Raw genomic sequence first — 25,427 nt, 5'->3', positions numbered from 1 at the left:
GTCCTGAACAGGTGGATCACTATGCCTTCAGCGCTCTGGAGTTTCACCCTCGATTTCTACGCCCGGCCGGGTGTGGAACAGGCTTGTCTGACGCTGCAAGCCAACGGGGCCAACGTGTGCATGGTGCTTTGCGGGGTGTGGCTGGGCACGCGCGACGTGGCGTGTGACGCTCAGCGAGTGGCGCAAATAAAGCAGTTGGCGACACCCTGGCATGACGATGTGGTGCGTCCGCTGCGGGATTTGCGTAACCAATGGCGTAATGCGGCGCTTGAAGATGCGTCGCTGACCCCATTACGGATGAAGGTCAAGGCGCTGGAACTGGAGGCCGAGCAGGGTCTGATGATGAAGCTTGAGGCACTGACCGGGGATTGGCCGGCAGGTGAGGCGAGGAATGCAGAGGAGTGGCTGCTCGAGCTTGCCGAAGGGGACGCAGAAAAAAACCGCGATGCGCTGCATGTGCTGCGCATCGCGGTTGTACTTGCCGTCGACCAGACTTAGGAAGCGCTGGTTGGCGTTGCGCCATTGGCAGGTGTTGCCGGTGCGGCGGCTGGCGCAGCAGGTGCAGCAGGTGCAGGCGTTGTCGGCTTGGCTGCAGCAGCAGGTGCTGGCGTGGCCGGTTTGGCGGCGGCTGGCTTCGCTGCTGGCTTGACCGCAGGTTTGGCGACAGGCTTGGCCGCTGCTTTCACAGGTGCCTTGGCAGGTGCTTTGGCCGGTGCCTTGACGGGCGCTTTCACAGGCGCTTTCGCCGCAGGTTTGGCGGCCGCCGCTTTTGCTGCTGCTGGTTTGGCAGCGCTGCTGGCGGTGGGCTTGGCAGCCGGCGCCTTGGTGGCAGCAGGCTTGGCCACAGCCGGTTTGGCGGCAGTTGTCCTGGCTGCTACAGGCTTGGCTGCTGCAGTCGTGCGGGCGGCCGGTTTGGCAGCGGCTTTTACCGGGGCCTTGGCAGCAGCGGTTTTGACAGCTGGCTTGGCAACTGCGGAAGGCTTGGCTGCGGCTTTGGCGACTGGCTTGGCGGCGGCCGCTTTAACCGGCGCTTTGGCTGCGGTTTTTGCGGGAGCTTTGGCAGCGGGTGTCTTGGCAACAGGTGCCTTGGCGGCGGCTTTAGGCGCGACAGGCTTGGCGTCGCGAGTGGTCAGGATCTTGCCGACCGCCTCTTTCACGCGGCCAATACCCTGGGCCAGTTTCAGGCTTTCCTGTGCATCACGCTTGAGGTGCAGGATGTAAGTGCGGGTTTCAGTCTGACGATCCTTGAGAGCGTCCAGCAACTCTTCCAGCTCGGACACGGCACCTTTGGCCTTGGCCTGCGCCTTGGATTTTCCGGCAGTGGCAGCGTCCTGCAGCTTGATACGGGAGTTGTGCAGTTTTTCCTGCGCCTTGCCGCGTTGTTTCTCAAGCTTGGCGAGCAGTTTCTCGGCATCAGCCAAGGCTTGGGAGCAGGCGTCTTCCAGATGTTCAAGCAAGCTGCCCGATAATTGTTGGAGCAAATGCAACGGAGTATTTACTGGCTTCTTTTTGGCCGACATGACTTACCTCCTGGGTGACGAAATTGCGGCTCATACTAGGCTTCTGCGCGCATCGCCGCTAGGGCATCTTGACAGCATCCATGGGTCCCTGTTGCATACTGAGAGAAATGATTGCTCGACACGATGCAAAGGCATTGTGAAATTCACGTCACAAGACTCGTCACTACTCGCGCTGGCGCAGGCATAATCGCTGCCTTCCCAGGCCGGAGAGCATTAATGTCGCGCTACCTGTTAACGTCGTTGTTCCTCTTGCTTCCCCTGGCTCAGGCCGCCGAGGCGCCACCGGCGTCCAGTGACGGCCACGATCTCGCCTACAGCCTGGGTGCAAGCCTTGGCGAGCGGTTGCATCAGGAAGTCCCTGATCTGGACCTCAAGGCGTTGGTAGAAGGCTTGCAGCAGGCTTACCAGGGCAAGCCGCTGGCGCTCAAGCAGGACCGCATTGACCAGATTCTGCGCGAGCATGACGCCGCTATCGCCCAGGCCGAGACTGCCGGTACGGATGCGCCGACCGAGGCGGCCCTCAAGGCCGAGCGCACGTTCATGGACAGCGAGAAGGCCAAACCGGGTGTGAAGGTGATGGCTGACGGCATTCTCATGACCGAGCTGACCCCGGGTACCGGCCCCAAGCCCAGTGCCGATGGCCGGGTTGAAGTGCGTTATGTCGGTCGTTTGCCGGACGGCACGATCTTCGATCAGAGCACCCAGCCCCAGTGGTTCCGGCTCGACAGCGTGATCAGCGGCTGGACCAGCGCCTTGCAGAGCATGCCGACCGGCGCGAAGTGGCGGCTGGTGATCCCCTCGGATCAAGCCTATGGCGCCGAGGGCGCTGGTGATCTGATTGATCCGTTTACACCGCTGGTATTTGAAATCGAGCTGGTTGCGGTTTCACAGTAAGCGGGCGTAAAACCGGCGTTCAGACATGCGAAAGGGTGCGATATGCACCCTTGGCGTGTAGCGCTGTCACCGACACGGTCACGCCTGAGCGGCGATCTCTTCCTTGTGCGAGTTGTGCAGCACTTCAATCAGGCAGTCTTCCAGCTCGAAACGCTCGTGCAGCAGTTGCCCCAGCTGATTGAATTCCCGGGCTACCACCGCCGCATCCGAGCAGTCGCCCTTTTCGCAGCGATCATTGAACGTCAGGGCAAACTTGGTGATGACGTCCAGACGTGGATAGATCGTGTCTGCCAGTTCGAGCCCACGCTCGTCATTGAACGCCCGGGCTTCATCACCCAGTTGTTCGTAAACTTCAAAGTGCCCGGCAGAGACGTAATCCACAAGAATCCCGCAGAAGTTCTGCAGGCCCTCGAGGTCGGCTGCCAGCGCTTCGGGCGTGTCGCCCAGCGCGTCATAGGCTTCGACCAGTTCGAGACGGCTTTGAAGCCAGCGATCGATCAGCTTGTTCACTCCGCCCCAGCGTTCCTGAGCATTCTGACAACTTTCCAGCATGGTCTTCTCTCTTCCCTTCAGGGGCATGCAGTCCTGTGCCGGTCCGGGTGATTAGCCGGGACCAAGCCTGATAAATGCGTCAGGACAGCATATTTCCAGTGACGCGTGCGGCCCAGATTATGCCCGCTCGACAAGGCCATCAAGGTACGCAGGAGATAAAGTTCATACAAGCGTTTAATAGCTGCCCCGATCTCTGGTCGCCAGCCACTGGCTGAATTCGCTGAAAAGGGGATACAGCGGCAACAGCGCCAGACCCGTAAAACCCAGCAGACTCCACTCCGGCAGGCTGATACCGAACAGTGTCCAGGTGATTTCGGCGCAAAATAGCGCGTCGCTTCGCAGCCGGTCGATGCACATGTCCAGGGAGAGCAGGCTCAATACGTGCTCCAGTCTGGTAATAACAGGTATCAATTGATCGGCCGAGGCGGTCTGCAACCACACCTGTGTGCCTGCTGTGGCAAGCCCGGCCAGAGCGACCAGCAGAAGCGCCAGGCTGTAGCGCCGCGTGCCTGTCGGGCCAGGGGCGTGGCAGGCAGCGCAGAGCGCAAGTACGCCACAGACGATGAATGCAGCCCGTTGCACTATGCACAGCGCGCAAGGGTCGAGACCGACAGCTTGCTGCAGGTAAAAGGCGACGCCAATGATTGATGCACAGGCCAGCGATGCCAGGAAAAACAGAAAGCGTGTGCGAGCCAGATACATGGCAAATCCGTAACAAAGGACGAGACGATTACGGTAGAGGAAAGGGGGCGGCGCATTCAAGGTGGCGGCGTACGGATGCGTCGCTGTTTACCGAGGAAAAAGAACACACCGGCGCGTGGTTCTTTTACACATGTATGTAGGACGATTCTCACGCGTTGAATTTGACGGGGTGGCGAGGCAGCACGGAGAGCCCTCACCGAGGACTCTCCGGTGGATTCACGCCTTGGTCAGCACCGGCAAGGGGCGCGACAGGAGGCGCTCGTCGAGTAGGCCCAGGCCTTCCTGAAACAGCTGATTGCTGCGATCCGTCTCGCCCAGCTGGCCCAGTAGACGAGCCAGCTCGGCACAGGTTTCGGGATTGCGTTCCATACGCAGACTGCTCTCCAGATAATCCCGCGCCTTGCCCCACAAGCGGCCTTGCAGACAGATACGTCCCAGGCTCAGCAACAGGCTTGGATCAGCAGGATGGTGCTTGAGCCAGCCTTCCGCCGCTTGCAGCTGCTTCAACGGATCGGTGCCGCGAACCAGCCCGTACAGACGCGCCAGATGGCTGTTGTACTCGCGCTTGAGGGCGCTACGAAGCACCTCTTCAGCCTGGGCTTCGGCACCTAGACGGCGCAATTGATCGGCATACGCCAGCACCAGTTGCGGCTCCTGACGTTGCGCAGACCCCAGCCCTTGCCAGGCGCTTTCCAGTGAAGGCAGACCGGTCGGTGCGCCTTCGATGCCTTCACTGTACGCCGCCAGGCTCAGGTTCTCGCCCCAGGCGCGGCGTTCCAGCTCGGCCAGTTCCTTGGGGGGCAGGACCTTGTCCTTGCGCAGTTCCGGCATCAGACGGACAACATCGGACCAGTCACCACGTTGCTGATGCAGGCGTTGCAGCTGACGAAGCACCTGTGGGTTATGCGGATGACGCTCTTTCATGGCCAGCAGTGTGGTCAGCGCGCCGTCGGTGTCACCGCGGTCCTGCTGCAGTTGAGCGTGATTCAGGGCGATCGCCAACTCGGCTTGTGGCTGACGCTCGAGCGCGCGTTCCAGCAAGGCGTCGCAGTCTTCGTAGCGGCCCTGCTCGTTGGCAGCACGTGCGGCACCGATGTAGTAGAGCAGCGGATGAGTATCGGCTTCGGCCGCGCGTTGCAGATGACGTTGGGCGCTGGACCAGCGGCCCTCGGCAAGGTCCATCTGGCCTTGCTCGATGGCTATTTGCACGCGACGACGGCGGTTGCGACGCGACCATGGGTTGACCACGCGGCCTGAGGTCGTCAGCAGGCTGATCAGCAGCCTCAGCAGCGCGATCACCAGCAGCGCAACGACCAGCAGCGCCAGGGTCGCCCACAGGCTCGATTCATAGCGGAAGTTCTGATAGGCGATCAGGACATAGCCGGAATGCTCGGCGACGGCGACCCCGATCAGCGCCGCAGCGGCGATCGCGATGAATAACAGCACATAGAAGCGCTTCATCGGCTGGTCCCCTGTTGCGCCTCGGCTGGCTGGCCGGCAGCGTGACGGCGTTCAAGGTAGGCCTGCACGGCGCTCAGGGTCGGTGCCAGATCCGGTGTCTTCACCGATACCGGCTGGCTGGCGACAGCATCAAGCCCCTGGCCGAGTGCCTTGCCCTGTGGGTCGTCCTGATCGAAGTTGGCTTTCAGAACGCTTTGCGCTTCGGTGATGGCCTTGGAATAAACCTCGGGCTCGCCGTTAAGCGCTGCCCACTGCGCCTGCTCCAACGCCAGGCTCAGGGCCAGACGCACCTGCGAAAGGCTCTGGCCGGCGAGTACCGGGCGGATGTCCTTGTCGGCGTTGAAATCAATGCGGAAGTAATGGGAGATCTCGTCCCACCACTGTGACCAGCGGCTGGTTTCGGTCTTGTCGGCGGTCAGCCCCATAAGCGACTCGCCTTTGTCTTCGTATTCGGGAGCCAGCTTGTTGAGCTGCACAGCCTGCTCACGCAATGCCGCCAGTTGTAGAAACAGCCCCGTGCGGTCCGGCTGCTCGACGCTGCGCAGGGCGGCAAGGCTCTTGGCCAGTTGCTCGCGGGCAGCGAATGAGCCTGGATCGTCCTGCTCACGCAGAATTTCGTCGGCTCCCTGAACCAGCGCCTGCGCGCTGTTGATGTCCTGCAGCGCTGAAAGGCGCAGGCTGGCCAGACGAAGCAGATGCTCGGCCTCGGCCAGACGCCAGTCCTTGCGGCTCGCCCCCAGCACGGTTTCGAGTCGCTGGCTGAGGCGCTGCTGATCGCCTTGCAGTTGCGCGACCAGACGTCGGCTGTCTTCCAGCTGATTGGCTGGCGGGAATTGTGCGATGCGTGCGCTCAGTTGCTGGTCATTCTGCGCCAGCACCAGGGTCTGTTCCGCGATGTCCTCGACCTGCCCGCGCTGTTGCTGATGCCCGGCCTGTAACATGCGCAGTTGCCAGACTCCCCAGCCGGCGACGGCGATACCGGCAATTGCCAGCAGCAAGGCCAGGAACACCAGGCCACTGTTGCGGCTGCCGGTGCGCTCGGTGCGGACTGGCTCAGGCTTGGATGCAGGCGTTTTCAACACCGATTCTTCGTCTTTAGGCAAGGCTGTTTCGCTCACGTATCCCATCCTTTGCATTTTGGCGTAATAGCGTAAACGACAGGTGTCGATCATTACGCCTTGACGGCAGGCTGAGGTTGTTCCCGCAACGCTGCCAGCAATGCCGCGGCGCTGGCGCCACGACAATCAATAACGGTCCTTGCTCCGGCTGCCCGCGCAATGCTGGCAACCCGGGGGCTCGGTACAAACAGCGGTAGATCGGCCAGGTCCGGCCATGAATCCCCCGCCAACTGAAGCAAATGTTCAAAACCCTGCCCACTGCTGACCACCAGCCCGTTCAAGCGTTCCACCGCGACACGTTGCGCCAGGGCGCCGGGCGCATGCTGCGGCAGGTAGCGACGATACAGCGGCAGGTAATCAACGCCCACCCCCAGCGCGCGCAGTTGCTCGGCCAACAGCTCGCGCCCCTCGTCACCGCGCATGATCAACACACGGCTTCCCGGTACGGCAATCGCCTGTTTGAGGCGCGGCAGTTCAAGCAAGGCTTCGCTGTCGTCGCCCTGCTCCGGCCAGCTCGCATCAAGCCCGTAATCGAGCAGTATCTGCCCGGTTGCTGAACCCACACTGAACCAGGGTTGCAAGGGCGGTTGCGGCCATACTTCGTCGATCAGCTCGATGGCCAGTCGCGCGGCAGGTTTGCTGACCACGATCACTGCACAATAATTGAGCAGCTCGAAAATGATCGAACGCTGTGCAGGCGTCAAGGGCAACGGCTCGGTTTCAAGCAGGGGCAGACTGCTGCTGAAGATACCGTCCTCGGCCAGCACCCTGGCCAGCGCTGTCGACTCTTCGGCCGGGCGGGTCAGCAGCAGACGCCAGCCACTCATTCGTTATTGGCCTCGCCGTAGACCGCTTTCAGGATGTCGGCGGCGCCCTGCTCCAGCAGCGCTTCAGCCACCTGCACACCCAACGCCTGGGCGGATGTCTGAGGTGCCCGGGCATCCGCGTGCAGCAACACGCTGCCGGATGGATCGCCTACCAGGCCGCGCAACCAGACGTCATCGCCTTCCAGCACGGCGTAGCAAGCGATCGGCACCTGACAGCCACCGTTGAGGTGCTTGTTCAGCGAACGCTCGGCAATTACGCGCACGGCGGTGTCTTCGTGATGCAGAGGGGCAAGCAGCGCATGAATTTCGGCGTCGACGCTGCGGCATTCGATACCCACCGCGCCCTGGCCGCCGGCTGGCAGGCTGTCATCGACGCTGATCGCCGAGGTGATACGGTCTTCGAAACCCAGGCGGATCAGGCCAGCGGCAGCGAGGATGATGGCGTCGTACTCACCGGCATCCAGTTTGGCCAGGCGGGTATTGACGTTGCCGCGCAGGAAACGGATCTGCAGATCGGGTCGGCGCGCCAGCAATTGGGCCTGACGGCGCAGGCTGGAGGTGCCGACAATGCTGCCCGCCGGCAACTGATCCAGGCTGGCAAAGGTGTTGGAGACGAATGCATCGCGCGGATCTTCACGCTCACAGATGCAGAACAGGCCCAGGCCTTGTGGAAAGTCCATTGGCACGTCTTTCATCGAGTGCACGGCGATGTCGGCGTTGTTCTCTAGAAGCGCGGTTTCCAGTTCCTTGACAAACAGGCCTTTGCCACCGATTTTCGACAGCGGGGAGTCGAGCAGTTTGTCGCCACGGCTGACCATGGGCACCAGCGTCACGAGCAGGCCGGGGTGGGCCTGTTCCAGGCGAGCCTTGACGTATTCGGCCTGCCAGAGTGCCAGCGCGCTTTTGCGAGTGGCGATGCGGATTTCGCGAGAGGACATTGAACAATCCGTACTGAGTGAATGCGACGGATAATAACAGCTCAATCTTGGTCAGGGCGGCTTCGGCGCCGATTGGAACTTGCTTCAGACACCAAGCCGATCAATCAAACGGCAGTGCCTGAGGGGCGCATGGGGAAGGCGGCCCGCAGGCCAGCCGAAAAACACATGGATCCGGGATTCTCCCCGTTCCATGTATCGGCCTGGGCGCAGAGGCTCCAGAGCGGCCAAGCGCTAGAGCTGCTGCATCATTTTGCGGACTCCGGCGACGTGGCGGCGGCTGACGATCAGTGCATCGCCATTGAGCCCTCTGAGGAACAGCTGGAAATGCCCCAGCGGGGTGCGCTGCAACCGTTCTATTCGCTCGCGGGCCACCAGCGCATTGCGGTGAATGCGCACGAAACGGTCGCCGAACTCGTCTTCCAGCGCTTTGAGCGGTTCGTCCAGCAGCACTTCGCCGCCCTCGTGACGCAAGGTCACGTACTTGTGATCGGCGATAAAGTAGATCACCTGATCCAGGGGAATCAGCTCGATGCCTTTGCGGGTACGCGCGCTGATGTGGCTGCGTGGGCCCGATCCGCTTTCGGCAGCCGGGCGTGTCAACGCCGCCAGTTGCACACGGTTTGGCCGCTCGGCCTTTTTCAACGCATCGATAAGGTGCTCGGGACGCACTGGCTTGACCAGATAGCCGACCGCACTGACCTGGAAAGCTTCCAGGGCGAACTCATCATGAGCGGTGCAAAAGACCACTGCAGGCGGTGCTTCACGCTCGCACAGCCGCGCTGCGACCTGCAGGCCATCGAGACCCGGCATGCGGATATCGAGCAGCACTACGTCCGGTTTGTGGGTTTCGATCAGCGCCAAGGCTTCTTCGCCATTGGAAGCGCTGGGTTCCAGTACTCGATAACCCTCGATTTCATTGACCATGCGGCTCAATCGCTCGCGGGCCAGGGGTTCGTCATCAACGATCAGGACATTCATATAGCTCTGGCTTCCTGCGTGAGTCTCGCACAAGGATAGCGTAGACAGGTGTAGTGACGACCGTCACGGCGCTCCACGCTCAGACTGGCATGCGGGCCAAAAAGTGCCGCAATTCGTGCGCCTATATTCGTCAGAGCTTGCTGAGTACCGTTGGAAGTCTGCCGATTGGCAACTTCTTCATAGGGATTGCTGACGCTCAATATGAACTCTCCCCCTTCATAGTTCGCTTCGACTGTTACAACGCCCCCTTCAACCCGCGGAGCAATGCCATAAATCAAAGCGTTTTCAAGTAATGGCTGCAAGGTTAGCTGGGGGATTGGCAAGTCATCGGGAATTGCACTCACCCTCCAGTCCAACTGTAGACGCTCGCCAAGACGATATTGCTCAATCGATAAATATCGTTTTGCCAATGCCAGCTCTTCACCCCATGTCACCAGGCTGCCCGGCTTGGCCAGACTGGCGCGAAACAGGTCCGAAAGATCCAGCACCGCCTGCTCGGCCTTGACCGGGTTGCTGGCCACCAGACTGGCGATACTGTTGAGTGTGTTGAAGAGGAAATGCGGGCGGATGCGCGCCTGCAGCGATTCGATCCTGGCGCGCAGTTCGCCCTGTTGCTGCTTGCGCCACTGACTCTGCAGATAAAAGTAGCGCAGCATCAGGGCCGACATGATCAGGGCAATCGTCGAGTAGCGCAGGTAACGCTCGACCATGCCGCTGACCGAAATTCGCCCGGTAAGCTGACAGACATCAGTGACGGCTGTGCACAGCAGCGTCAGGCCGACCACCAAAAGGCAGCTGAGCATGCCCGCCAGGCCCGGCGTCAATCGCGCCAGCCAGGGCCGCAACCCGCACAGCAGCGCTGCGGACAGTAGCACGATCCATTGCACGAACAGCGACATCAACGCCAGGCGTACCCAGTCGAAGCCGCTGCGCATCGGTTCTACCAGCACTAGAACCAGTACCAGCAGCTCCGCCAGCACGACGAGCACCAGCAATGCCTGCGGCAGGCACAGTTCAGGGAGGAAAAAGTCTTTGCCGGGCGCGGGCCGGGCATCGTGTTTCACAGGTTCGATTCGCATGGCTCCAGTCTCTGCCCTGGCCTTGTCAGCGGCAAGCTGTCCGGGGATAAAAATGCATCAACCCTGTTATCATCGCGTTCGTTCTTGTGCCAGGTATCGGGCACGTCACTTTCAGTCAGCAACGAGCGAATCCATGAGCACCGACAAGACCAACCAGTCCTGGGGCGGCCGCTTCAGTGAACCCGTCGACGCGTTTGTCGCGCGTTTCACCGCCTCCGTCACCTTCGATCAACGCCTGTATCGCCACGACATCATGGGCTCCATCGCCCACGCCACAATGCTGGCCAAGGTGGGCGTACTGACCGACGCCGAGCGCGATACCATCGTTGACGGCCTGAACACCATCCAGGCCGAGATCGAGGCTGGTCAGTTCGACTGGCGCGTCGATCTGGAAGACGTGCACATGAACATTGAAGCACGCCTGACCGACCGCATCGGTATCACCGGCAAGAAGCTGCACACCGGTCGCAGCCGCAACGATCAGGTCGCCACCGATATCCGTCTGTGGCTGCGCGACGAAATCGACCTGATCCTCAGCGAAATCACCCGTCTGCAGCAAGGCCTGCTGGGCCAGGCCGAGCGTGAAGCTGAAACCATCATGCCCGGTTTTACCCACTTGCAGACGGCTCAGCCGGTAACATTCGGTCACCATATGCTGGCCTGGTTCGAAATGCTCAGCCGCGATTACGAGCGTCTGGTCGACTGCCGCAAGCGTCTCAACCGCATGCCGCTGGGCAGCGCGGCGCTGGCGGGCACCACCTACCCGATCGACCGCGAGCTGACCTGCACACTGCTGGGCTTCGACGTGGTGGGCGGCAACTCGCTGGACGGCGTATCGGATCGCGACTTCGCCATCGAATTCTGTTCGGCTGCGTCCATCGCCATGATGCACCTGTCGCGCTTTTCGGAAGAGCTGGTGCTGTGGACCAGTGCGCAGTTCCAGTTCATCGACCTGCCGGACCGCTTCTGCACCGGCAGCTCGATCATGCCGCAAAAGAAAAACCCCGATGTCCCTGAGCTGGTTCGCGGCAAGAGCGGCCGTGTGTTCGGTGCCTTGATGGGCCTGCTGACCCTGATGAAAGGCCAGCCGCTGGCGTACAACAAGGACAACCAGGAAGACAAGGAACCGCTGTTCGACGCCGCGGACACCCTGCGTGATTCGTTGCGTGCGTTCGCCGACATGATTCCTGCGATCAAGCCCAAGCACGCAATGATGCGTGAAGCGGCGCTGCGCGGTTTCTCGACCGCCACCGATCTGGCCGACTACCTGGTCCGTCGTGGTCTGCCGTTCCGTGACTGCCACGAAATCGTCGGTCACGCAGTGAAATACGGTGTGGAAACCGGCAAGGACCTGGCAGAGATGAGCCTGGAAGAGCTGCGTCAGTTCAGCAACCAGATCGAACAGGACGTCTTCGCCGTGCTGACCCTGGAAGGCTCGGTGAATGCCCGTAACCACATCGGCGGCACCGCCCCCGAACAGGTCCGCGCTGCCGTGGTTCGCGGCCAGGAACTGCTGGCCGGTCGCTGAACATACCCCGTACAGCCCCTGATGACGCGGAGCATTGGCACGATAGAAATCTCAAGGTTTTCATCGTTCCCATGCTCCGCGTGGGAATGCCGTTCTGGACGCTCCGCGTCTTATCCTGAGCGTGCGTAGCGCAACGGATATGTGACGCAGAGCGTCACGACCTGCATGCCAACGCAGAGCATTGGCACGATAGAAATCTCAAGGTTTCATCGTTCCCATGCTCCGCGTGGGAATGCTGTTCTGGACGCTCTGCGTCCTCTCCTGAATGTGCGCCGCAGAGCGTCACAAAACGACCGTGTTCTCGTGCACCTATCGTTCCTGCAACTCTTTCAGCACCTGCCGATTTCCCTCCAGCGCACCCCGCCGCTATCATCCCCGCTTCTTGTGGGGGACTTATCCGATGCTCAATGGCCTGTGGCTTGGTTTTTTTGTCGTGGCGACGATTTCCGCGCTGGTGCAGTGGCTGGTAGGCGGCAACGCCGGCATTTTTGCCGCGATGGTCGAAAGTATCTTTGCCATGGCCAAGCTGTCGGTCGAGGTCATGGTGCTGCTGTTCGGCACGCTGACTCTATGGCTGGGCTTTTTGCGCATCGCCGAGAAGGCCGGCATCGTCGACTGGCTGGCCAAGGTCCTCGGGCCGCTGTTTCTGCGCTTGATGCCGGAAGTGCCGCCCGGCCACCCTGCGCTGGGGCTGATCACCCTCAACTTCGCTGCCAATGCGCTGGGCCTCGACAACGCCGCCACGCCGATCGGCCTGAAGGCCATGCGCTCGCTGCAGGAACTCAACCCCAGCAAGACCGCCGCCAGTAACGCGCAGATCCTGTTTCTGGTGCTCAACGCCTCATCCCTGACCCTGCTGCCGGTGACGATCTTCATGTACCGCGCCCAGCAAGGTGCGCCTGACCCGACCCTGGTATTCCTGCCGATCCTGCTGGCCACCAGTGTCTCGACCATCGTCGGCCTGCTGTCGGTCGCGTTCATGCAGCGTCTGCGCCTGTGGGACCCGGTGGTGCTCGCTTACCTCATCCCCGGCGCCCTGCTGCTGGGCACCTTCATGGCCTTTCTCGGCACGCTGTCTGCGGCTGCGCTGGCGGGTCTTTCGTCGATTCTGGGCAACCTCACGCTGTTCGGCCTGATCATGATGTTTCTGATCATCGGCACGCTACGCAAGGTGCTGGTCTACGAGGCCTTTGTCGAAGGTGCGAAGGAAGGTTTCGACGTCGCCAAGAGCCTGTTGCCTTATCTGGTCGCCATGCTCTGTGCGGTGGGCGTGCTGCGCGCATCCGGCGCGCTGGACTTCGGTCTGGAAGGCATTCGCCATCTGGTGCAGTGGCTGGGCCTGGACACGCGCTTCGTCGATGCGCTGCCGACCGCGATGGTCAAACCCTTCTCGGGCAGCGCCGCCCGCGCCCTGTTGATCGAAACCATGCAGACCCAAGGCGTGGACAGCTTCGCTGCATTGGCCGCTGCCACGATTCAGGGCAGCACCGAGACCACGTTCTACGTGCTTGCCGTGTACTTCGGCGCCGTGGGCATTCAGCGCGCTCGCCATGCTGTGGGCTGCGCGCTGCTGGCCGAGTTTTCCGGTGTCGTGGCCGCGATCTTCGTCTGCTACTGGTTCTTCGGCGCGACCGCCACCTGAAGCATTACTGCGCCGGAGCCTGAGGCGCAGATTCAGCGGGGGCAGACTGCTCAGGTGCCGGCTCGACAGGCGCAGCCTCCTGCTTCTCCTGCTTCGGCTCATCAGCCGGCGCGGATTCAGGTGTGGTCTCTTCAGCCGAGTCGCCGCCCGGCTTGAGCTTGATTATCCGCCCGGTAGGTCGCTTGACTGCCGGCTGGTCATTGTCTGTGACGACAAAACGCAGTACGCCGATCATCTGGCCGTCCTCGGTCAGCACCCTCACCTGCCAGCGTCCCGTCACGTCCTCCGGGAAGTTCTGCTTGCGCGTCCAGGCGCGATAGCCTTCCTTGCGGCCGCCGTGGATATCCAGCGCGATGCGGTCCATCTCTTCGCCTTCATGCCACCACACATGGTAGATACGCTCATCCAGGCCACGCGGCGCGTTGATGGCGGTGTACGCATACAGGCCGCCGTTGCGCAGCTGCTTGGCGCTGATCAGCGAAATACTGTCGCCCGGCGTACGGTTCTTGTTATCGAAGTCCGGGCTCACCGCCACTTCGGTCAACCACAGCGTCGCAGGTGGCACCCAGGAGCGCAGCAACCAGCCCGCAGCGCCGATGGCCAGGATGATGCTGATCACGGCCAGTGCGCTGCGCCAGGTGTTGAGCGGGAAATTCGACATCAGGCTGGGCGCCGACAGTAGCATCGCCACGCCCAGGGCCAGTTTGTAACTCTCGGCGGTGGTCAGGTGCAGGATGATCGGCAGCGCGGTCAGCAGTGCGGCGAACAGCGTCAGGGTGTGCAGCGTCATGAACAGCCAGCGCCTGGGCGCCAGCCATTTGTAGTAGAGAGGGTCGATGATCGAAATCAGCCCGGCAGCCCCGAGCACCGCAGTGAACACCGCCTGACCACTGTTCCAGGTGGTGGTGATGAAAAAGAACGGCAGCACGAAGAACAGGCTTTCCTGATGGATCATCTGCGTGCCGTAGCGCAGCAAACCCTGCGGGATCTCACGGCCCAGCGCCCTGTTGAGCAACCCGACCATGGTGTTTTCGACCATCAGCCACAGCCAGCTGATCAGCATCACCACCGCGATCCAGGTGGCCAGCCCTGCCTGGCGATCAACCAGAATGAAACTGGCGATACCGGAAACGAAACCAAACGCCGCAATGAGCCCCGGATAGCGCTGCATCAAGTTGAGCACGGGTGTCACATAGCGATTCACGTCAAGCATCGGAGGGGTCACTCGGTTCTGTTCATACAAAAAAACGCGCAGCGTAACAACGCGGCGCGGTGCCTGCACTCTGGGTGCAGTTCGGCGTCAGGATTCTATTTGCTGCGTACACGCCAGCGCCACAGGGCCAGCAGTGCGATGAAACCCAGTACCCCGCCAATCAGCCAATACAGACCGTCATAACTGAACAGCGGCTTTTCAATGCGCATGTAACCCGGCTGGGCAAGCAACTGGCGCATCGCCTGATTGGCGGTTTCCAGCTTCACTGCCTTGATCCGTTTGGCCGGATCCTCGAAGCGCCCGTTTTCATAATCGTTGAGTGCGCTCCAATAGTAGTCGGCCAGCGCACTATTGCCTTGAGTGGCCCAAGATTGCCGGTCTATGGCGAGCTGCTGCAGCCGCGCAAACGTGGCGGGTTGCATGCCTTCTTTTTGCAGGCGCTCGACCAGAGCGCGAATGTCGCGCTCGGCTTCATCGGCATCGTCACGCTCGACATCGGCATTCAGACTCAGAAACCCGACATCGCCGAACACTTCGCGCTCTGCAGAGGGGCCGTAGGACAAACTGTGTTTCAGGCGCAGCTCAGTGTAGAGCGTCCAGTCCAGATAGGCTTTGACCAACTCCCAGGTTTCGTCATGCTGATCGTCGAGCTGCGGCTCGGGGTAGATCAGGTGCAGCTTGGCGCTCTCGCCCAGCCCGCCGCGCTCAAGCTCGCGGCGCGGTTCGGCAGAGCCGCTGCCCTGCGCCAGCGGCGGGTGGTCGATCGGGTCGGTGGGTGCGAGCTTGCCGTAGGTGCGCTCCAGATAGGCTGGCAGCAGCTTGTCCAGATCACCCACCGCAATCAGCGTCATGTTGTTGGGGGCATACCAGTTGGCGAAGATGTCTTCGATGTGCTCCAGCTTGATGCCGTCCACCTCGGGACGGTCGGCACATTTTAGCCCCAGTTCCACGGCGAGCTGGCTGCTGGCGCTGCGCCCGGAATCACGCCGGTCAAGCAGGCGCTGCAAGTGCGAGAAGTGCCCGCCATCTTCACGCTCGACCACGCGTTTGACGCCGTCCAGCCGCGCCTGACTCAGCTCGGTTTTGGTCATGATTTCCAGCAGCAGATCGAGCACCTTGCGCTGGTTTCGCGCAGGCGCTTCGATCACGAAGGTGGTGTCGGCGTTGCTGGTGAAGGCGTTCCACTCGCCGCCCAGTGCCTGCATACGCTCTTCCAGCCCGCCTTCACCGCTGTCATCCACGCCGCTGAACAGCAGGTGTTCCAGCAGATGCGGCAGTTCCTTGTCCTGGCACGGGAAGTCATCGAAGCCGATACCCACCACCAGGCGAATGGCGACGTGCCCCTTGTCGTAACCGGGTTTGAGAATGACTTGCAAACCATTGGGCAGCAGGTAGCCCTCGACCTGAAGACGGTCAAGGGCGAATGAGGGGAGTGAACCGAGGAGCAGACAAGCGAACAGCAGGCAACGCATAAAACAGCTTTCCTGGCGGGCCGGTATGTTTAACAGACTTCACCTCCGCCCTTACGTTCATAGTGATCTGTCTGCCTCGCCCTCGCTTGACAAGGCTCCTGTGTCAGCGGTTTCCAGCACCACGTAGGCGCTGCTGCAAAACAGCGAGTTCAGACGCTTCATGTCGGCAATCAGTTCCAGGTGCAGCGAACTGGTTTCGATGCTCTGGACCACCTTGTTGCGCAAACGGCTGACGTGGGCGTGCGCCAGGCGTCGCTCCTCGGCCCTGAACTGGCGCTTCTCGCGCAATAACTGACGTGCGCTTTCGTGGTCGCCGCTGAGGAACACCGAGAGGCCCAGACGCAGGTTCGACTGTAACTGGATCTGCAGATCGGCAAGTTCTTCAAGACCGACTTCAGAGAACGACCGGCGATGCGCTGTCTTCTGCTGCTGGATCTTGCGCAGCATGCGTTCGATCAGGCCGCTGGCCAGTTCCAGGTTGATGGTCAGCTCGATGATCTCGGCCCAGCGCCGGTTATCGTGCTCGCCGAGGTCTTCACGCGGCATCTGCGCCAGGTACAGCTTGATTGCGCTGTACAGCGCTTCGACGTCGTCGTTGAGGCGGCGCACTTCCTGAGTCACCGCCGTCTGTGTGCCACGCAGCACCGCCAGCATCGAGGCGAGCATGCTCTCGATCAGATCGCCCATCCGCAGGGTTTCACGCACCGCGTTGGCCAGCGCGAGGCTGGGTGTCGACAGTGCGGTCAGGTCCAGGTGACGCGGCTTGGCCAGGCCGCCGACTTCGTTCTGCTGCGGCAGCAGATACGAGCACAACCGCGCCATCGGGGCTACGGTTGGCAGCATGATCAGGCAGCGCACCGTGTTATAGAGCAGGTGAAAGCCGATAACCAGTTCCTGCGGACTAAAGCCGAGCGTGTCGATCCAGGCAACCAGCGGGTCGAGCACCGGAAAGATCAGCAGCAGGCCGAGCAGCTTGTACAGCAGACTGCCCAGCGCCACCTGCCGACCGGCAACGTTCTGCATGCTGGTACTGAGGAAGGCCAGCAGACCGCTGCCGATATTGGCCCCGATCACCAGGCCGATCGCCACCGGCAAGCCAATGACTTCGGTGCCTGCCAATGTCGCCGTCAGCAGCACTGCCGCCAGGCTGGAATAGGAGATCAGCGCGAACATGGCGCCCACCAGCGCATCCAGCAGCAGGTCGCCGGTCAGCGAGGCGAACAGCACCTTGACCCCCGCGGCCTGGGTGATCGGTGCGGCGGCCTCGACGATCAGCTGCAAGGCCAGCACGATCAGGCCCAGGCCGATACCGACCCGCCCCAGTTGACCGGCACGGGTCTGCTTGCGCGACAGGAAGAACACCACGCCAAGGAAGATCAGCAAAGGCGACAGCCATGACAGATCAAAAGTCAGCACGCGAGACATCAAGGCGGTGCCGACATCGGCGCCAAGCATGATCACCAGCGCAGGCGTCAGCGTCATCAGCCCCTGGCCGACAAACGATGTCACCAGCATGGCGGTGGCGTTACTGCTCTGTACCAGCGCTGTCACCAGAATGCCGGCGATGAACGCGAGCGGTCGTTTGGACATGTTCTGGCTGAGCACACGACGAAGTTGTGTACCGTAAACACGAAGGATGCCAGTGCGCACGATATGCGTGCCCCAGATCAGCAGGGCGACGGCAGATAGCAAATCGAGCAGGGTCAGCATGCGAAAAGCCCCCTGAGGTTTGCCCATACAGGCGATGAATTGAAAGATGCAGCGTGTATAGAGCGGGGATGGGTGTAGCGCTCTACTAGGCTCTGTACGAAAAGTGGCTGCGCTCGGTGATGCTTCGTTAAAAACAGGCTCGGATGCGAGTCCAATCGGAATGCTCATTTACAACAAGTAGAGTCGAACGCGACCCCGGCCGTTCCTCGCCTGTTTTTGCCTCGCCTGACCTTCGCTCGCCGACTTTTCGTACAGAGCCTAAGCTTTTAGTCGGCCACGGGCCTTGGCGCCAGCATCGCACAGCGCGGATTCCATTGAAATAAAACTGTCATAAATCAGTATTTTGATATCGCTCGGGCATTCGCCATGGACCCGTCGCACGCATCTCATGGCTGTTCACCTGCCCTGCCGCCCGAAGGCGGCGGAAACGTTACCGAGTCAATCCATAGTGAACGCAACGTTGGGCTCGAGTTTCATGCCGACGGCTTTTGCGACGTGCATGCCTTTTTCATACGAAAACGATTTATCTGCAGTGGGCTGGAAGAACTCCACGAAATCCAGGCTGCGGCGACTGAACACGAACCCGCCGATGAGCGGCTGATTGACTGCATACAGGTGCGGACACAGCGCCATCATCGACGAAGCAGGCACGCCGATCAGGTGTTCCTCGAGATCGCCGGTCTGTTGAGTTTCTTGTGGGTAGAACCACAGTGGCGTGCTGATGAACAGATAGGCATCCGGACCCAGGCTGGAAAGCAACGTGCGCACCAGCCATCTCGCCGTATCGGCCGTCAAGTGCTCGACCACATCCAGCAGACAGATTATCCGGTACTGGGCCAGCCGCTCGGATGACAGCTCTTGAGCCAGGCCGTGCCAGATGTTGCGGTAGGTAGCGTTCTCATGCAGCTGCGAATTCTGGCAGTTGGCTTCCCAGCCATCGATGCCGTCCACCGACCAGTGCGCCGTGTCCGGGTTTGCCTTGATCAAGGCGCCCAGTGTTCCAGAGCCGAACCCGATATCCAGTACTTCAACATCGGCGCTGAGATCTTTCAGGATATGGAAAATCATCGCCTTGGGAGAGACCGAGTCGCCTTCCACATGGCCGGTTGCAGGCGCGAAGCCTTCGGTAGGCTGATAGTTTTCAACATATTGCTTCATGGTCTGGATCCTTGACGATGGTTAGCGAGGCGCGGTTTACCGTAGATCCTGTCGAAGCATGCGCGTTGGGGTGTGGGAACAGTGTAGGGGGTTTCGAGTGCCTGGCCGTTAATCCTGCAAACTGACCAGAAACGCTTGGTGACACTAATGGCACCTGCAGCGACATAGCAGGCTTTGACGGGTATTCAGAAACTGACGCAAGCGTCCGAAACAGCGTGCCAACGCCGAGCCTTGGCACACTGTTCGGTCCGTTTTTAACGGAACCGGTCAACCTCGTGACGCAGTTCTGTCGCCAGGCCATTCAGCTCCTGGGCAGTGATGGCGAGGTTGGACATGACCTGGCGCTGTTCGCTGTTGGCCATGGCGATGCTTTGCAGGTTGCTGCTGAGCATGGTCGCGGTGCTGCTTTGTTCCTGGGTGGCGGTGGTGATCGCGGCGAACTGGTGACCGGCCGAGCGGCTTTGCTCGTCGATCTGCGCCAGTGCGGAGGCCACTTTGGCGTTGAGCGACAGGCCTTCCTGCATCAGTGTGTTGCCCTGCTGCATGGTGCTGATGGCGTTGCCGGTTTCCTGCTGGATGCTGGCGATCATGCCGGAAATCTCATCCGTGGCTTCACGGGTGCGCGAGGCCAGGCTGCGGACTTCGTCAGCCACCACGGCAAAGCCGCGACCCTGCTCACCGGCGCGTGCGGCCTCGATGGCAGCGTTGAGCGCGAGCAGGTTGGTCTGGTCGGCAATCGAGGTAATCACCCCGACAATGCTGCCGATTTCCTGCGAGCGTTGGCCCAGCGTGTCGATGACTTTCGCGGTGCTGCTCAGCGAAGTGGCGATCTGTTGCAGCGACGAAGACGCCTCTTCCATCGAAGTACGACCAATGCGTGTCTGCTGGGCATTTTCCTGGGCCAGACGCTCGGTATTACCCATGTTGTCGGCGATGTTCATCGACGTGGCGCTGAACTCTTCGACGGCACCGGCCATGCTGGTGATCTCGCCGGATTGCTGCTCCATGCCCTCGAACGCGCCGCCCGACAGGCCGGACAGCGCGTTGGCGCGGGTGCTGACTTCCTGCGCCGCGGTACGGATATGCGACACCATCGATGACAGTGCTTCGCTCATCTTGTTGAAGCTGCCCGACAACTGCCCTATCTCGTCATTGCTGGTCACATTCAGGCGTACGCTCAGGTCGCCTGCACCCAGTGCGTCGGCCTGGCGTACCAATTCGGACAGTGGGCGAAGCTTGCTGCGCAGCAGCCAGATGGCGCTGATCACCGCGATGATCATGGCCAGCAGACTGCCGATCGCCAGTTGCGTGCCGACGTGCCAGGTCACTTCGCTGATTTCCTTGCGCGGCATGCTGGCGATGACGGTCCAGGGGCCACCAGCGAACGGCTGGCCGACGCTGTAATAGTTGTCATCCCCGTCATCCCAGAACTGCGCCTTGCCCGGTTTGCTGGCGAGCTCTGCAACTGACTTGGCGGCGCCGTCGAGGGATTTGACGCCTGCCGGTGGCACCAGCCAGGTGCCCTTTTCGTCCAGCAGTGCCAGTGAGCCGGTAGAGCCGATACGGAAGTTCTTGAGGTTATCGAACTGGGTTTTCTGCGCATCGGTGTAATCGAACCCTACGAACAGCGCCGCAATGATCTTGCCGCTGCTGTCGCGGACCGGGCTGTACTGGGTCATGTAATAACGATCGAACAATACCGCTTTGCCGACATAGCTCTGCCCGGCGATCAGGCGCTCGTAGGCTGCGCCCTTGCGGTCCAGCACGGTGCCGATGGCGCGCGTGCCATCCTGCTTGCTCAGGGAGGTGCTGATCCGGATGAAGTCGTCGCCGCTGCGCACGAAAATGGTCGCGACGCCGGCGGTCATCGAGCGGAATTCATCGACTTCGGTGAAGTCGTTATTCAGCGCGGCATCACGCAGGAACAGGCCTGGCGTGGACGTGCCCGCCACCGTGACCGGCTTGTCGGCTTGCAGGCTCAGGCCAGCGGCGAAGCGTTTTTCGAACAGGCCACTCAAGCGCTGAGTGCTGTCGCGCAGCGTGCTGTGGAAAGTGTTGAGCTGGTCAGCGAGGAGCCTGGCTTCACTCGACATGTGCTCTTCACGAATGACCAGGTTGGACGCGTCCAGGGACCTCAACGCGAAGAGGGTGCTACCACTGATAACCACCGCCAGGATCACGGCCAGAGCAATACCAAGTTGCGAAGCAATTCGGGTACGAGGCTTGGACATAGAGACTCCGTGCCGAATGATTGGAGTCGCCGGGTCCGTGGCTTGCCATTCAGCTGATAAATTTAGTTGGTGTTTTTACGCTATTTGAACGAGCAATCTTCAAGCAATGCTTCGGCCATCAAGGTCGTTACTTGAGAGCGGAGCGACACATTTACAGATGATGGCAGTTCAATATTAAACTAAATTTTAATAGAGTACTTCAACTAACGGCAACTGCATGGCGCCCACCTCCGCCTGAAGAAAATCGCTGAGGCGTCGCAACCGCTCTGCGCCGGGCCTCGTACGCGGCCAGACCAGATAATAGTTTTCGCCACTGAACACCGCCGTGCGCCACGGCAGGCTCAACCGGGCCTGCGCCACGTCCTCGGCGACCATCAGCAGATCACCCATCGACACACCGTAGCCACGTGCTGCGGCAATCATGCCTAGCTCCAGGGTGTCGAAGACCTGCCCGCCTTTGAGCGACACCTGATCGGCCAGACCCATGCGGTTCAGCCAGGTGCGCCAGTCACGGCGATCAGGGGTGGGATGCAGCAATTCAGCCTTTGCCAGGCGTTCGACGTCCCATGGCGGGTCCTGCAACAAGGTGGGCGCACCAACTGGAATAAGTAATTCGGGAAACAGCAGTGTGGCTTCCCAGTCCGACGGGAAATGCCCCTGGCTGAGCAGAATCGCGCAGTCAAAAGGCTCCTGGGTAAAGTCCACCGCATCGATTTCCATCCACGCGCTGGTCAGTTGCACCTCGTTGCCCACCTGCAAATGACGAAAACGGCTGAGCCGCGCGAGCAGCCAGCGCATGGTCAGAGTGGACGGGGCTTTCATGCGCAGAATGCCCTCGTCGGTCTGCAAGGTGCTGCAAGCGCGTTCCAGTGCCAGGAACCCATCGCGTACGCCGGGCAATAGCGCGCGTGCCGATTCAGTGAGCTGCAAGTTACGCCCGTTGCGCTGAAACAAGCGGCAGGCAAAGTGCTCTTCCAGCGTACGAATATGCCGGCTTACTGCACTTTGGGTGATCGAAAGTTCCTCGGCCGCGCGGGTAAACGAGGTATGCCGCGCAGCCGCTTCAAAAGCCCTTAGTGCATAGAGAGGGGGGAGACTGCGGGTCATGGGGCGCTTCCTGCGAACGATGAACGGCTACTTTACTGCAAATGCTGAAAATAGCTTCAGATGAGTTTTAGTCATGCTGAGCATCGGATTTATCGTTTTGTGTTTAGTCGAGCAACTGCCCAGAATACGTCGCTCATTCGTCCCTTTGCCGTAGAGCACCGTCACCATGCAGCCGTCCGCCCTCAAAGAACTCTGGATCATCCTGCGCCTGGCGGGGCCGCTGATTGCGTCACAGATGGCGCACATGCTGATGGTCTTCACCGACACCGTAATGATGGGCAAGATCGGCCCGGAGGCCTTGGCCGGCGGGGGGCTGGGCGCTGCCACGTACAGCTTCGTGTCGTTCTTTTGCGTCGGCGTGATGGCCGCGGTCGGCACGCTGGTTTCGATCCGTCATGGTGCCGGCGACACCGAAGGCGCGACCCGTCTGACCCAGGCCGGTCTGTGGCTGGCCTGGGGCATGGCGCTGGTTGCCGCGCTGTTGCTGTGGAACCTCGAACCCATCCTGTTGCAGTTCGGTCAGGCCGAAGCCAACGTGCATATGGCGGCTCAATTTCTGATCACCCTGCCCTTCGCCCTGCCCGGCCTGCTCAGCTTCATGGCATTGCGCGGCTTCACCAGCGCACTGGGTCGTGCGGGGCCGGTGATGACCATCAGCCTGGCCGGTGCGGCAGCCAACTTCGTGCTCAATTACGCATTGATCCATCAATGGCTGGGGCTGCCCAACCTGGGGCTGATGGGCATCGGGCTGGTCACCGCGATCGTCACCAACTGCATGGCCCTCGCGCTGGCGCTGCATATCAGGCGGCATCCGGCCTACGCGGCGTACCCGATCAGAAAAGGGCTTTCGAAACTGTCACGCAGCCATCTGGGCGAGCTATGGCGTCTCGGTTTGCCGATTGGCGGCACTTATGCAGTGGAAGTCGGGCTGTTCACTTTTGCGGCGTTCTGCATGGGCGCGATGGGCAGCACGCAGATGGCGGCGCACCAGATCGCCCTGCAGACCGTGTCCATGGCGTTCATGGTTCCGGTGGGGATGTCCTACGCGGTCACCATGCGTATCGGCCAGCATTATGGAGCAGGCAACCTGTTGATGGTGCGCATGGCCGGGCGTTTGGGCATCGGTTTTGGCGGCTGTGTGATGCTCATGTTCGGGCTGCTGTTCTGGCTGGCGCCGCACCTGGTCATCGGGCTGTTTCTGGACATCAATGACCCGGCGTTTGCCGAGATCGTGGTATTGGCCACAAAACTGCTGGCCATTGCCGCCTTGTTCGAGTTTTTCGACGGCACGCAGACCATTGCCATGGGCGCCATTCGTGGGCTCAAGGATGCACGCACCACCTTCCTGATCGGCCTGGGCTGCTACTGGCTGATCGCCGCGCCTGCCGCGTGGTTGCTCGGTTTCTCTACCGATGCCGGTGCTTCAGGTGTGTGGTGGGGGCTGGCGCTGGGCCTGTTCTGCTCGGCTGTGGCGCTGACCTATGCGTTTGAATGGAAGACGGCTCGGCTGTTGCGTAGGGATGCAGCCGGGGTGGCGGTGCCGGGCTGATCCGGCGCACCGTCACCCGGACCTGGATGTACCTGCGTGCGCGGCTTGCGAACGCAGATAGGTCACCAGTTCTTCCACCGGCAGCGGCCTGCTGATCAGATAACCTTGCACCTGATTGCAGCCAAAACTGCGCAGCAACTCCAGTTGCCCGGCGGTTTCCACACCCTCGGCGACCACCTCCAGGTTCAGGTTGTGCGCCAGATTGATCATGGCGTTGACCAGCTTGCGGTTCTCTTCGCGTAACTCCATCTGCCCGACAAAGCCCATGTCGATCTTGAGTAGCGCGATGGGCAGGCTGTTGAGGTGCATGAACGACGAATAGCCGGTGCCGAAATCATCCAGCGAAAAGCGCACGCCCAGTTGCCGCAATGCATCCATGGTCTGTCTGACCTGATCGCTGCGCCGCATGACGGCGGTTTCGGTGAGTTCGAACTCCAGCCAGCGTGGGTCGACATTGTGTTCCGCGATCAGGCGATTCAAGGTCGGCAGCAACTGGCTGTCCTGAAACTGCCGGAACGACAGGTTGATCGCCATGTGCAGCGGGGCAAAGCCTTGTTCGCGCAGGGCCTGCATGTCACGCAATGCGCGGAAGATGACCCAGTAGCCGAGCGGCACGATCAGGCCGCTTTGCTCGGCCAGTGGCACGAACTCGCTGGGTGGCAGCAGCCCGCGCTCCTGATGGCGCCAGCGCACCAGCGCTTCCAGGCCGACGATACGCCCGCTGTCCAGGCACAGACGCGGCTGGTAATGCAGTTCCAGCTCATCGCGGCGCAAGGCGCGTCGCAGTTCACCTTCCAGGTCGGCGAGGCTGCGGGCGTTGCGGTTGATGCGCTCGTCGAACAGGTGATAAGTGCAGCCCTGCATGCTCTTGGCCTGACGCATGGCGATATGTGCATGCCACATCAGCGGGTCGGCTTCGGGCTGGGCCTGGGAGTGAGCGATGCCCAGGCTGCAACCCAGAAGCAGGCTTTCGCCATCGACCCAATAGGGTTCGGCCAGCACGTCAGTGATACGTTCGGCCATTTGCAGGGCGCGTTCGGGTGCTGTTCGGGTGTCAATCAACAGGGCGAATTCGTCGCCCCCCAGACGGGCGATCTGATCACCTGCATCGAGCTGGTTTTTCAAGCGTGCCACGACTTGCAGGATCAGTCGATCACCGGCCTGATGACCCAGTGAATCGTTGGCGCGGCGAAAGTTGTCCAGGTCCAGATGCCCCAGCGCCACGCCGCCGCCTTCGCTCAGGCGAGCCGAGAGCAGCGCCTGAAAACCCTGGCGGTTGGCGATGCCGGTCAACGGGTCCTGGCCGACCAGGCGTCGCAGGCTGTCTTCCAGGCGACTGCGCTCGTGGACATAGCGCAGGCAGCGCCGAAGCGTGTCACCGGTCAAGGCATCGCGCACCAGCCAGTCACTGACGCCGGTCGGTCCGACCAGTGGTTCGGTCTCGAGCAGCACCACGGTAGGCAACAGGCAGGCCCCGGTCCTGGGCTGCAGATCAGGCGTGGTCAGCAGCACGGTGTTGCGCTCGTTAGCGTAGCGGGCGCTGAAAACATCCCAGTTCGCGCCATGCAGAAGTATCACGTTGCCTCCCGGCGCAGTGAGGCAGCCGCTAAGCAGCGCCTGCCAGAAAGGCTCGTGCGCCAATAACAGCAATCGCAAGGGTTCGACAGGTGTAGGCAATCTAACTTCCTAAGTGCAAAGGAAAAACCGGTGGCCGCTCTCTCGCAGGAGCGCGACAAATACACGTATCG

Annotated in this window: 21 protein-coding genes; 5 read left to right on the top strand and 16 right to left on the bottom strand. The window is 61.2% G+C overall.

The genetic code is table 11. The features are described from left to right. Positions 1-21: 21 nt before the first annotated feature. A complete protein-coding gene (locus JOE29_RS24415; protein WP_210079955.1) occupies positions 22-498 on the top strand; it encodes a TIGR02444 family protein in 477 nt (158 codons plus the stop codon). Here JOE29_RS24415 and JOE29_RS24410 read toward each other — a convergent pair. Then, positions 495-1,520, bottom strand: coding sequence for an AlgP family protein (locus JOE29_RS24410; protein ID WP_044313472.1), 1,026 nt, complete (start codon positions 1,518-1,520; stop codon positions 495-497). The two genes, JOE29_RS24415 and JOE29_RS24410, sit on opposite strands and share 4 nt — an antisense overlap. A gap of 216 nt (positions 1,521-1,736) precedes the next feature. Between JOE29_RS24410 and JOE29_RS24405 the strand changes: the two genes are divergently transcribed. Next, the gene (locus tag JOE29_RS24405; RefSeq protein WP_003421575.1) at positions 1,737-2,414 is read left to right on the top strand and encodes an FKBP-type peptidyl-prolyl cis-trans isomerase; all 678 of its coding nucleotides are present in this window, start codon (positions 1,737-1,739) and stop codon (positions 2,412-2,414) included. A gap of 78 nt (positions 2,415-2,492) precedes the next feature. On the opposite strand, the gene JOE29_RS24400 is transcribed toward JOE29_RS24405, so the two are convergent. The 8 genes from JOE29_RS24400 to JOE29_RS24365 all read right to left on the bottom strand — a co-directional run bounded on the left by JOE29_RS24400 (position 2,493) and on the right by JOE29_RS24365 (position 10,069). Further along, on the bottom strand, positions 2,493-2,966 hold the full coding sequence (locus JOE29_RS24400) for an Rsd/AlgQ family anti-sigma factor (RefSeq protein ID WP_003340038.1): 474 nt from the start codon (positions 2,964-2,966) through the stop codon (positions 2,493-2,495). Positions 2,967-3,140: 174 nt separating this feature from the next. Next, a complete protein-coding gene (locus tag JOE29_RS24395; protein ID WP_210079954.1) occupies positions 3,141-3,668 on the bottom strand; it encodes a disulfide bond formation protein B in 528 nt (175 codons plus the stop codon). Between the two features lie 216 nt (positions 3,669-3,884). Further along, complete coding sequence (locus JOE29_RS24390) at positions 3,885-5,129, bottom strand: heme biosynthesis protein HemY (protein WP_004403524.1); 1,245 nt, start codon at positions 5,127-5,129, stop codon at positions 3,885-3,887. Continuing rightward, positions 5,126-6,247, bottom strand: coding sequence for a uroporphyrinogen-III C-methyltransferase (locus tag JOE29_RS24385; protein WP_024650121.1), 1,122 nt, complete (start codon positions 6,245-6,247; stop codon positions 5,126-5,128). Before JOE29_RS24385 ends, JOE29_RS24390 begins: the two co-directional genes overlap by 4 nt. A 53-nt stretch (positions 6,248-6,300) precedes the next feature. Next, on the bottom strand, positions 6,301-7,074 hold the full coding sequence (locus tag JOE29_RS24380; protein WP_003318427.1) for a uroporphyrinogen-III synthase: 774 nt from the start codon (positions 7,072-7,074) through the stop codon (positions 6,301-6,303). Further along, a complete protein-coding gene (hemC, locus tag JOE29_RS24375; protein WP_003318426.1) occupies positions 7,071-8,012 on the bottom strand; it encodes a hydroxymethylbilane synthase in 942 nt (313 codons plus the stop codon). Before hemC ends, JOE29_RS24380 begins: the two co-directional genes overlap by 4 nt. A 231-nt stretch (positions 8,013-8,243) precedes the next feature. Then, on the bottom strand, positions 8,244-8,990 hold the full coding sequence (locus JOE29_RS24370; RefSeq protein WP_003421579.1) for a LytTR family DNA-binding domain-containing protein: 747 nt from the start codon (positions 8,988-8,990) through the stop codon (positions 8,244-8,246). Continuing rightward, complete coding sequence (locus JOE29_RS24365; RefSeq protein ID WP_003318424.1) at positions 8,987-10,069, bottom strand: sensor histidine kinase; 1,083 nt, start codon at positions 10,067-10,069, stop codon at positions 8,987-8,989. The genes JOE29_RS24370 and JOE29_RS24365 overlap by 4 nt, the downstream gene beginning before the upstream one ends. A 133-nt stretch (positions 10,070-10,202) precedes the next feature. Here JOE29_RS24365 and argH point away from each other — a divergent pair, with 133 nt between their 5' ends. Both argH and JOE29_RS24355 read left to right on the top strand, forming a co-directional pair. Then, on the top strand, positions 10,203-11,597 hold the full coding sequence (gene argH, locus JOE29_RS24360; RefSeq protein ID WP_003421581.1) for an argininosuccinate lyase: 1,395 nt from the start codon (positions 10,203-10,205) through the stop codon (positions 11,595-11,597). A 400-nt stretch (positions 11,598-11,997) separates the two neighbouring features. Further along, a complete protein-coding gene (locus JOE29_RS24355) occupies positions 11,998-13,239 on the top strand; it encodes a spore maturation protein (protein ID WP_003367703.1) in 1,242 nt (413 codons plus the stop codon). 4 nt (positions 13,240-13,243) lie between these two features. Here JOE29_RS24355 and JOE29_RS24350 read toward each other — a convergent pair whose 3' ends face one another. From JOE29_RS24350 to JOE29_RS24325, 6 genes are all read right to left on the bottom strand, one after another. Further along, positions 13,244-14,452: a DUF5924 family protein gene (locus JOE29_RS24350; RefSeq protein ID WP_003318421.1), complete on the bottom strand. Its 1,209-nt coding sequence runs from the start codon at positions 14,450-14,452 to the stop codon at positions 13,244-13,246. A 95-nt stretch (positions 14,453-14,547) separates the two neighbouring features. Next, the gene (locus JOE29_RS24345; RefSeq protein WP_074910374.1) at positions 14,548-15,924 is read right to left on the bottom strand and encodes a pitrilysin family protein; all 1,377 of its coding nucleotides are present in this window, start codon (positions 15,922-15,924) and stop codon (positions 14,548-14,550) included. 57 nt (positions 15,925-15,981) lie between these two features. After that, on the bottom strand, positions 15,982-17,634 hold the full coding sequence (locus tag JOE29_RS24340) for a Na/Pi cotransporter family protein (protein WP_003421583.1): 1,653 nt from the start codon (positions 17,632-17,634) through the stop codon (positions 15,982-15,984). 438 nt (positions 17,635-18,072) lie between these two features. Beyond that, the gene (locus JOE29_RS24335) at positions 18,073-18,792 is read right to left on the bottom strand and encodes a methyltransferase domain-containing protein (RefSeq protein ID WP_003421584.1); all 720 of its coding nucleotides are present in this window, start codon (positions 18,790-18,792) and stop codon (positions 18,073-18,075) included. A gap of 254 nt (positions 18,793-19,046) precedes the next feature. Continuing rightward, entirely contained in the window at positions 19,047-21,023 is a 1,977-nt protein-coding gene (locus JOE29_RS24330) for a methyl-accepting chemotaxis protein (RefSeq protein ID WP_057405991.1), read from the bottom strand. Positions 21,024-21,209: 186 nt separating this feature from the next. Continuing rightward, a complete protein-coding gene (locus JOE29_RS24325) occupies positions 21,210-22,130 on the bottom strand; it encodes a LysR substrate-binding domain-containing protein (RefSeq protein ID WP_017278949.1) in 921 nt (306 codons plus the stop codon). A 166-nt stretch (positions 22,131-22,296) separates the two neighbouring features. Between JOE29_RS24325 and JOE29_RS24320 the strand changes: the two genes are divergently transcribed. Continuing rightward, positions 22,297-23,679, top strand: a complete 1,383-nt coding sequence (locus JOE29_RS24320; protein ID WP_003421587.1) for a NorM family multidrug efflux MATE transporter — start codon at positions 22,297-22,299, stop codon at positions 23,677-23,679. A 12-nt stretch (positions 23,680-23,691) separates the two neighbouring features. Here the strand turns inward: JOE29_RS24320 and JOE29_RS24315 are convergent, their stop codons facing one another. Further along, positions 23,692-25,356: a bifunctional diguanylate cyclase/phosphodiesterase gene (locus JOE29_RS24315; RefSeq protein WP_017278947.1), complete on the bottom strand. Its 1,665-nt coding sequence runs from the start codon at positions 25,354-25,356 to the stop codon at positions 23,692-23,694. Positions 25,357-25,427: the final 71 nt, after the last annotated feature.

The organism is Pseudomonas sp. PvP009, from assembly GCF_017832995.1.
GTDB classification, from domain to species: domain Bacteria; phylum Pseudomonadota; class Gammaproteobacteria; order Pseudomonadales; family Pseudomonadaceae; genus Aquipseudomonas; species Aquipseudomonas syringae.
This window is presented reverse-complemented; position numbering and strand designations above follow the sequence as displayed.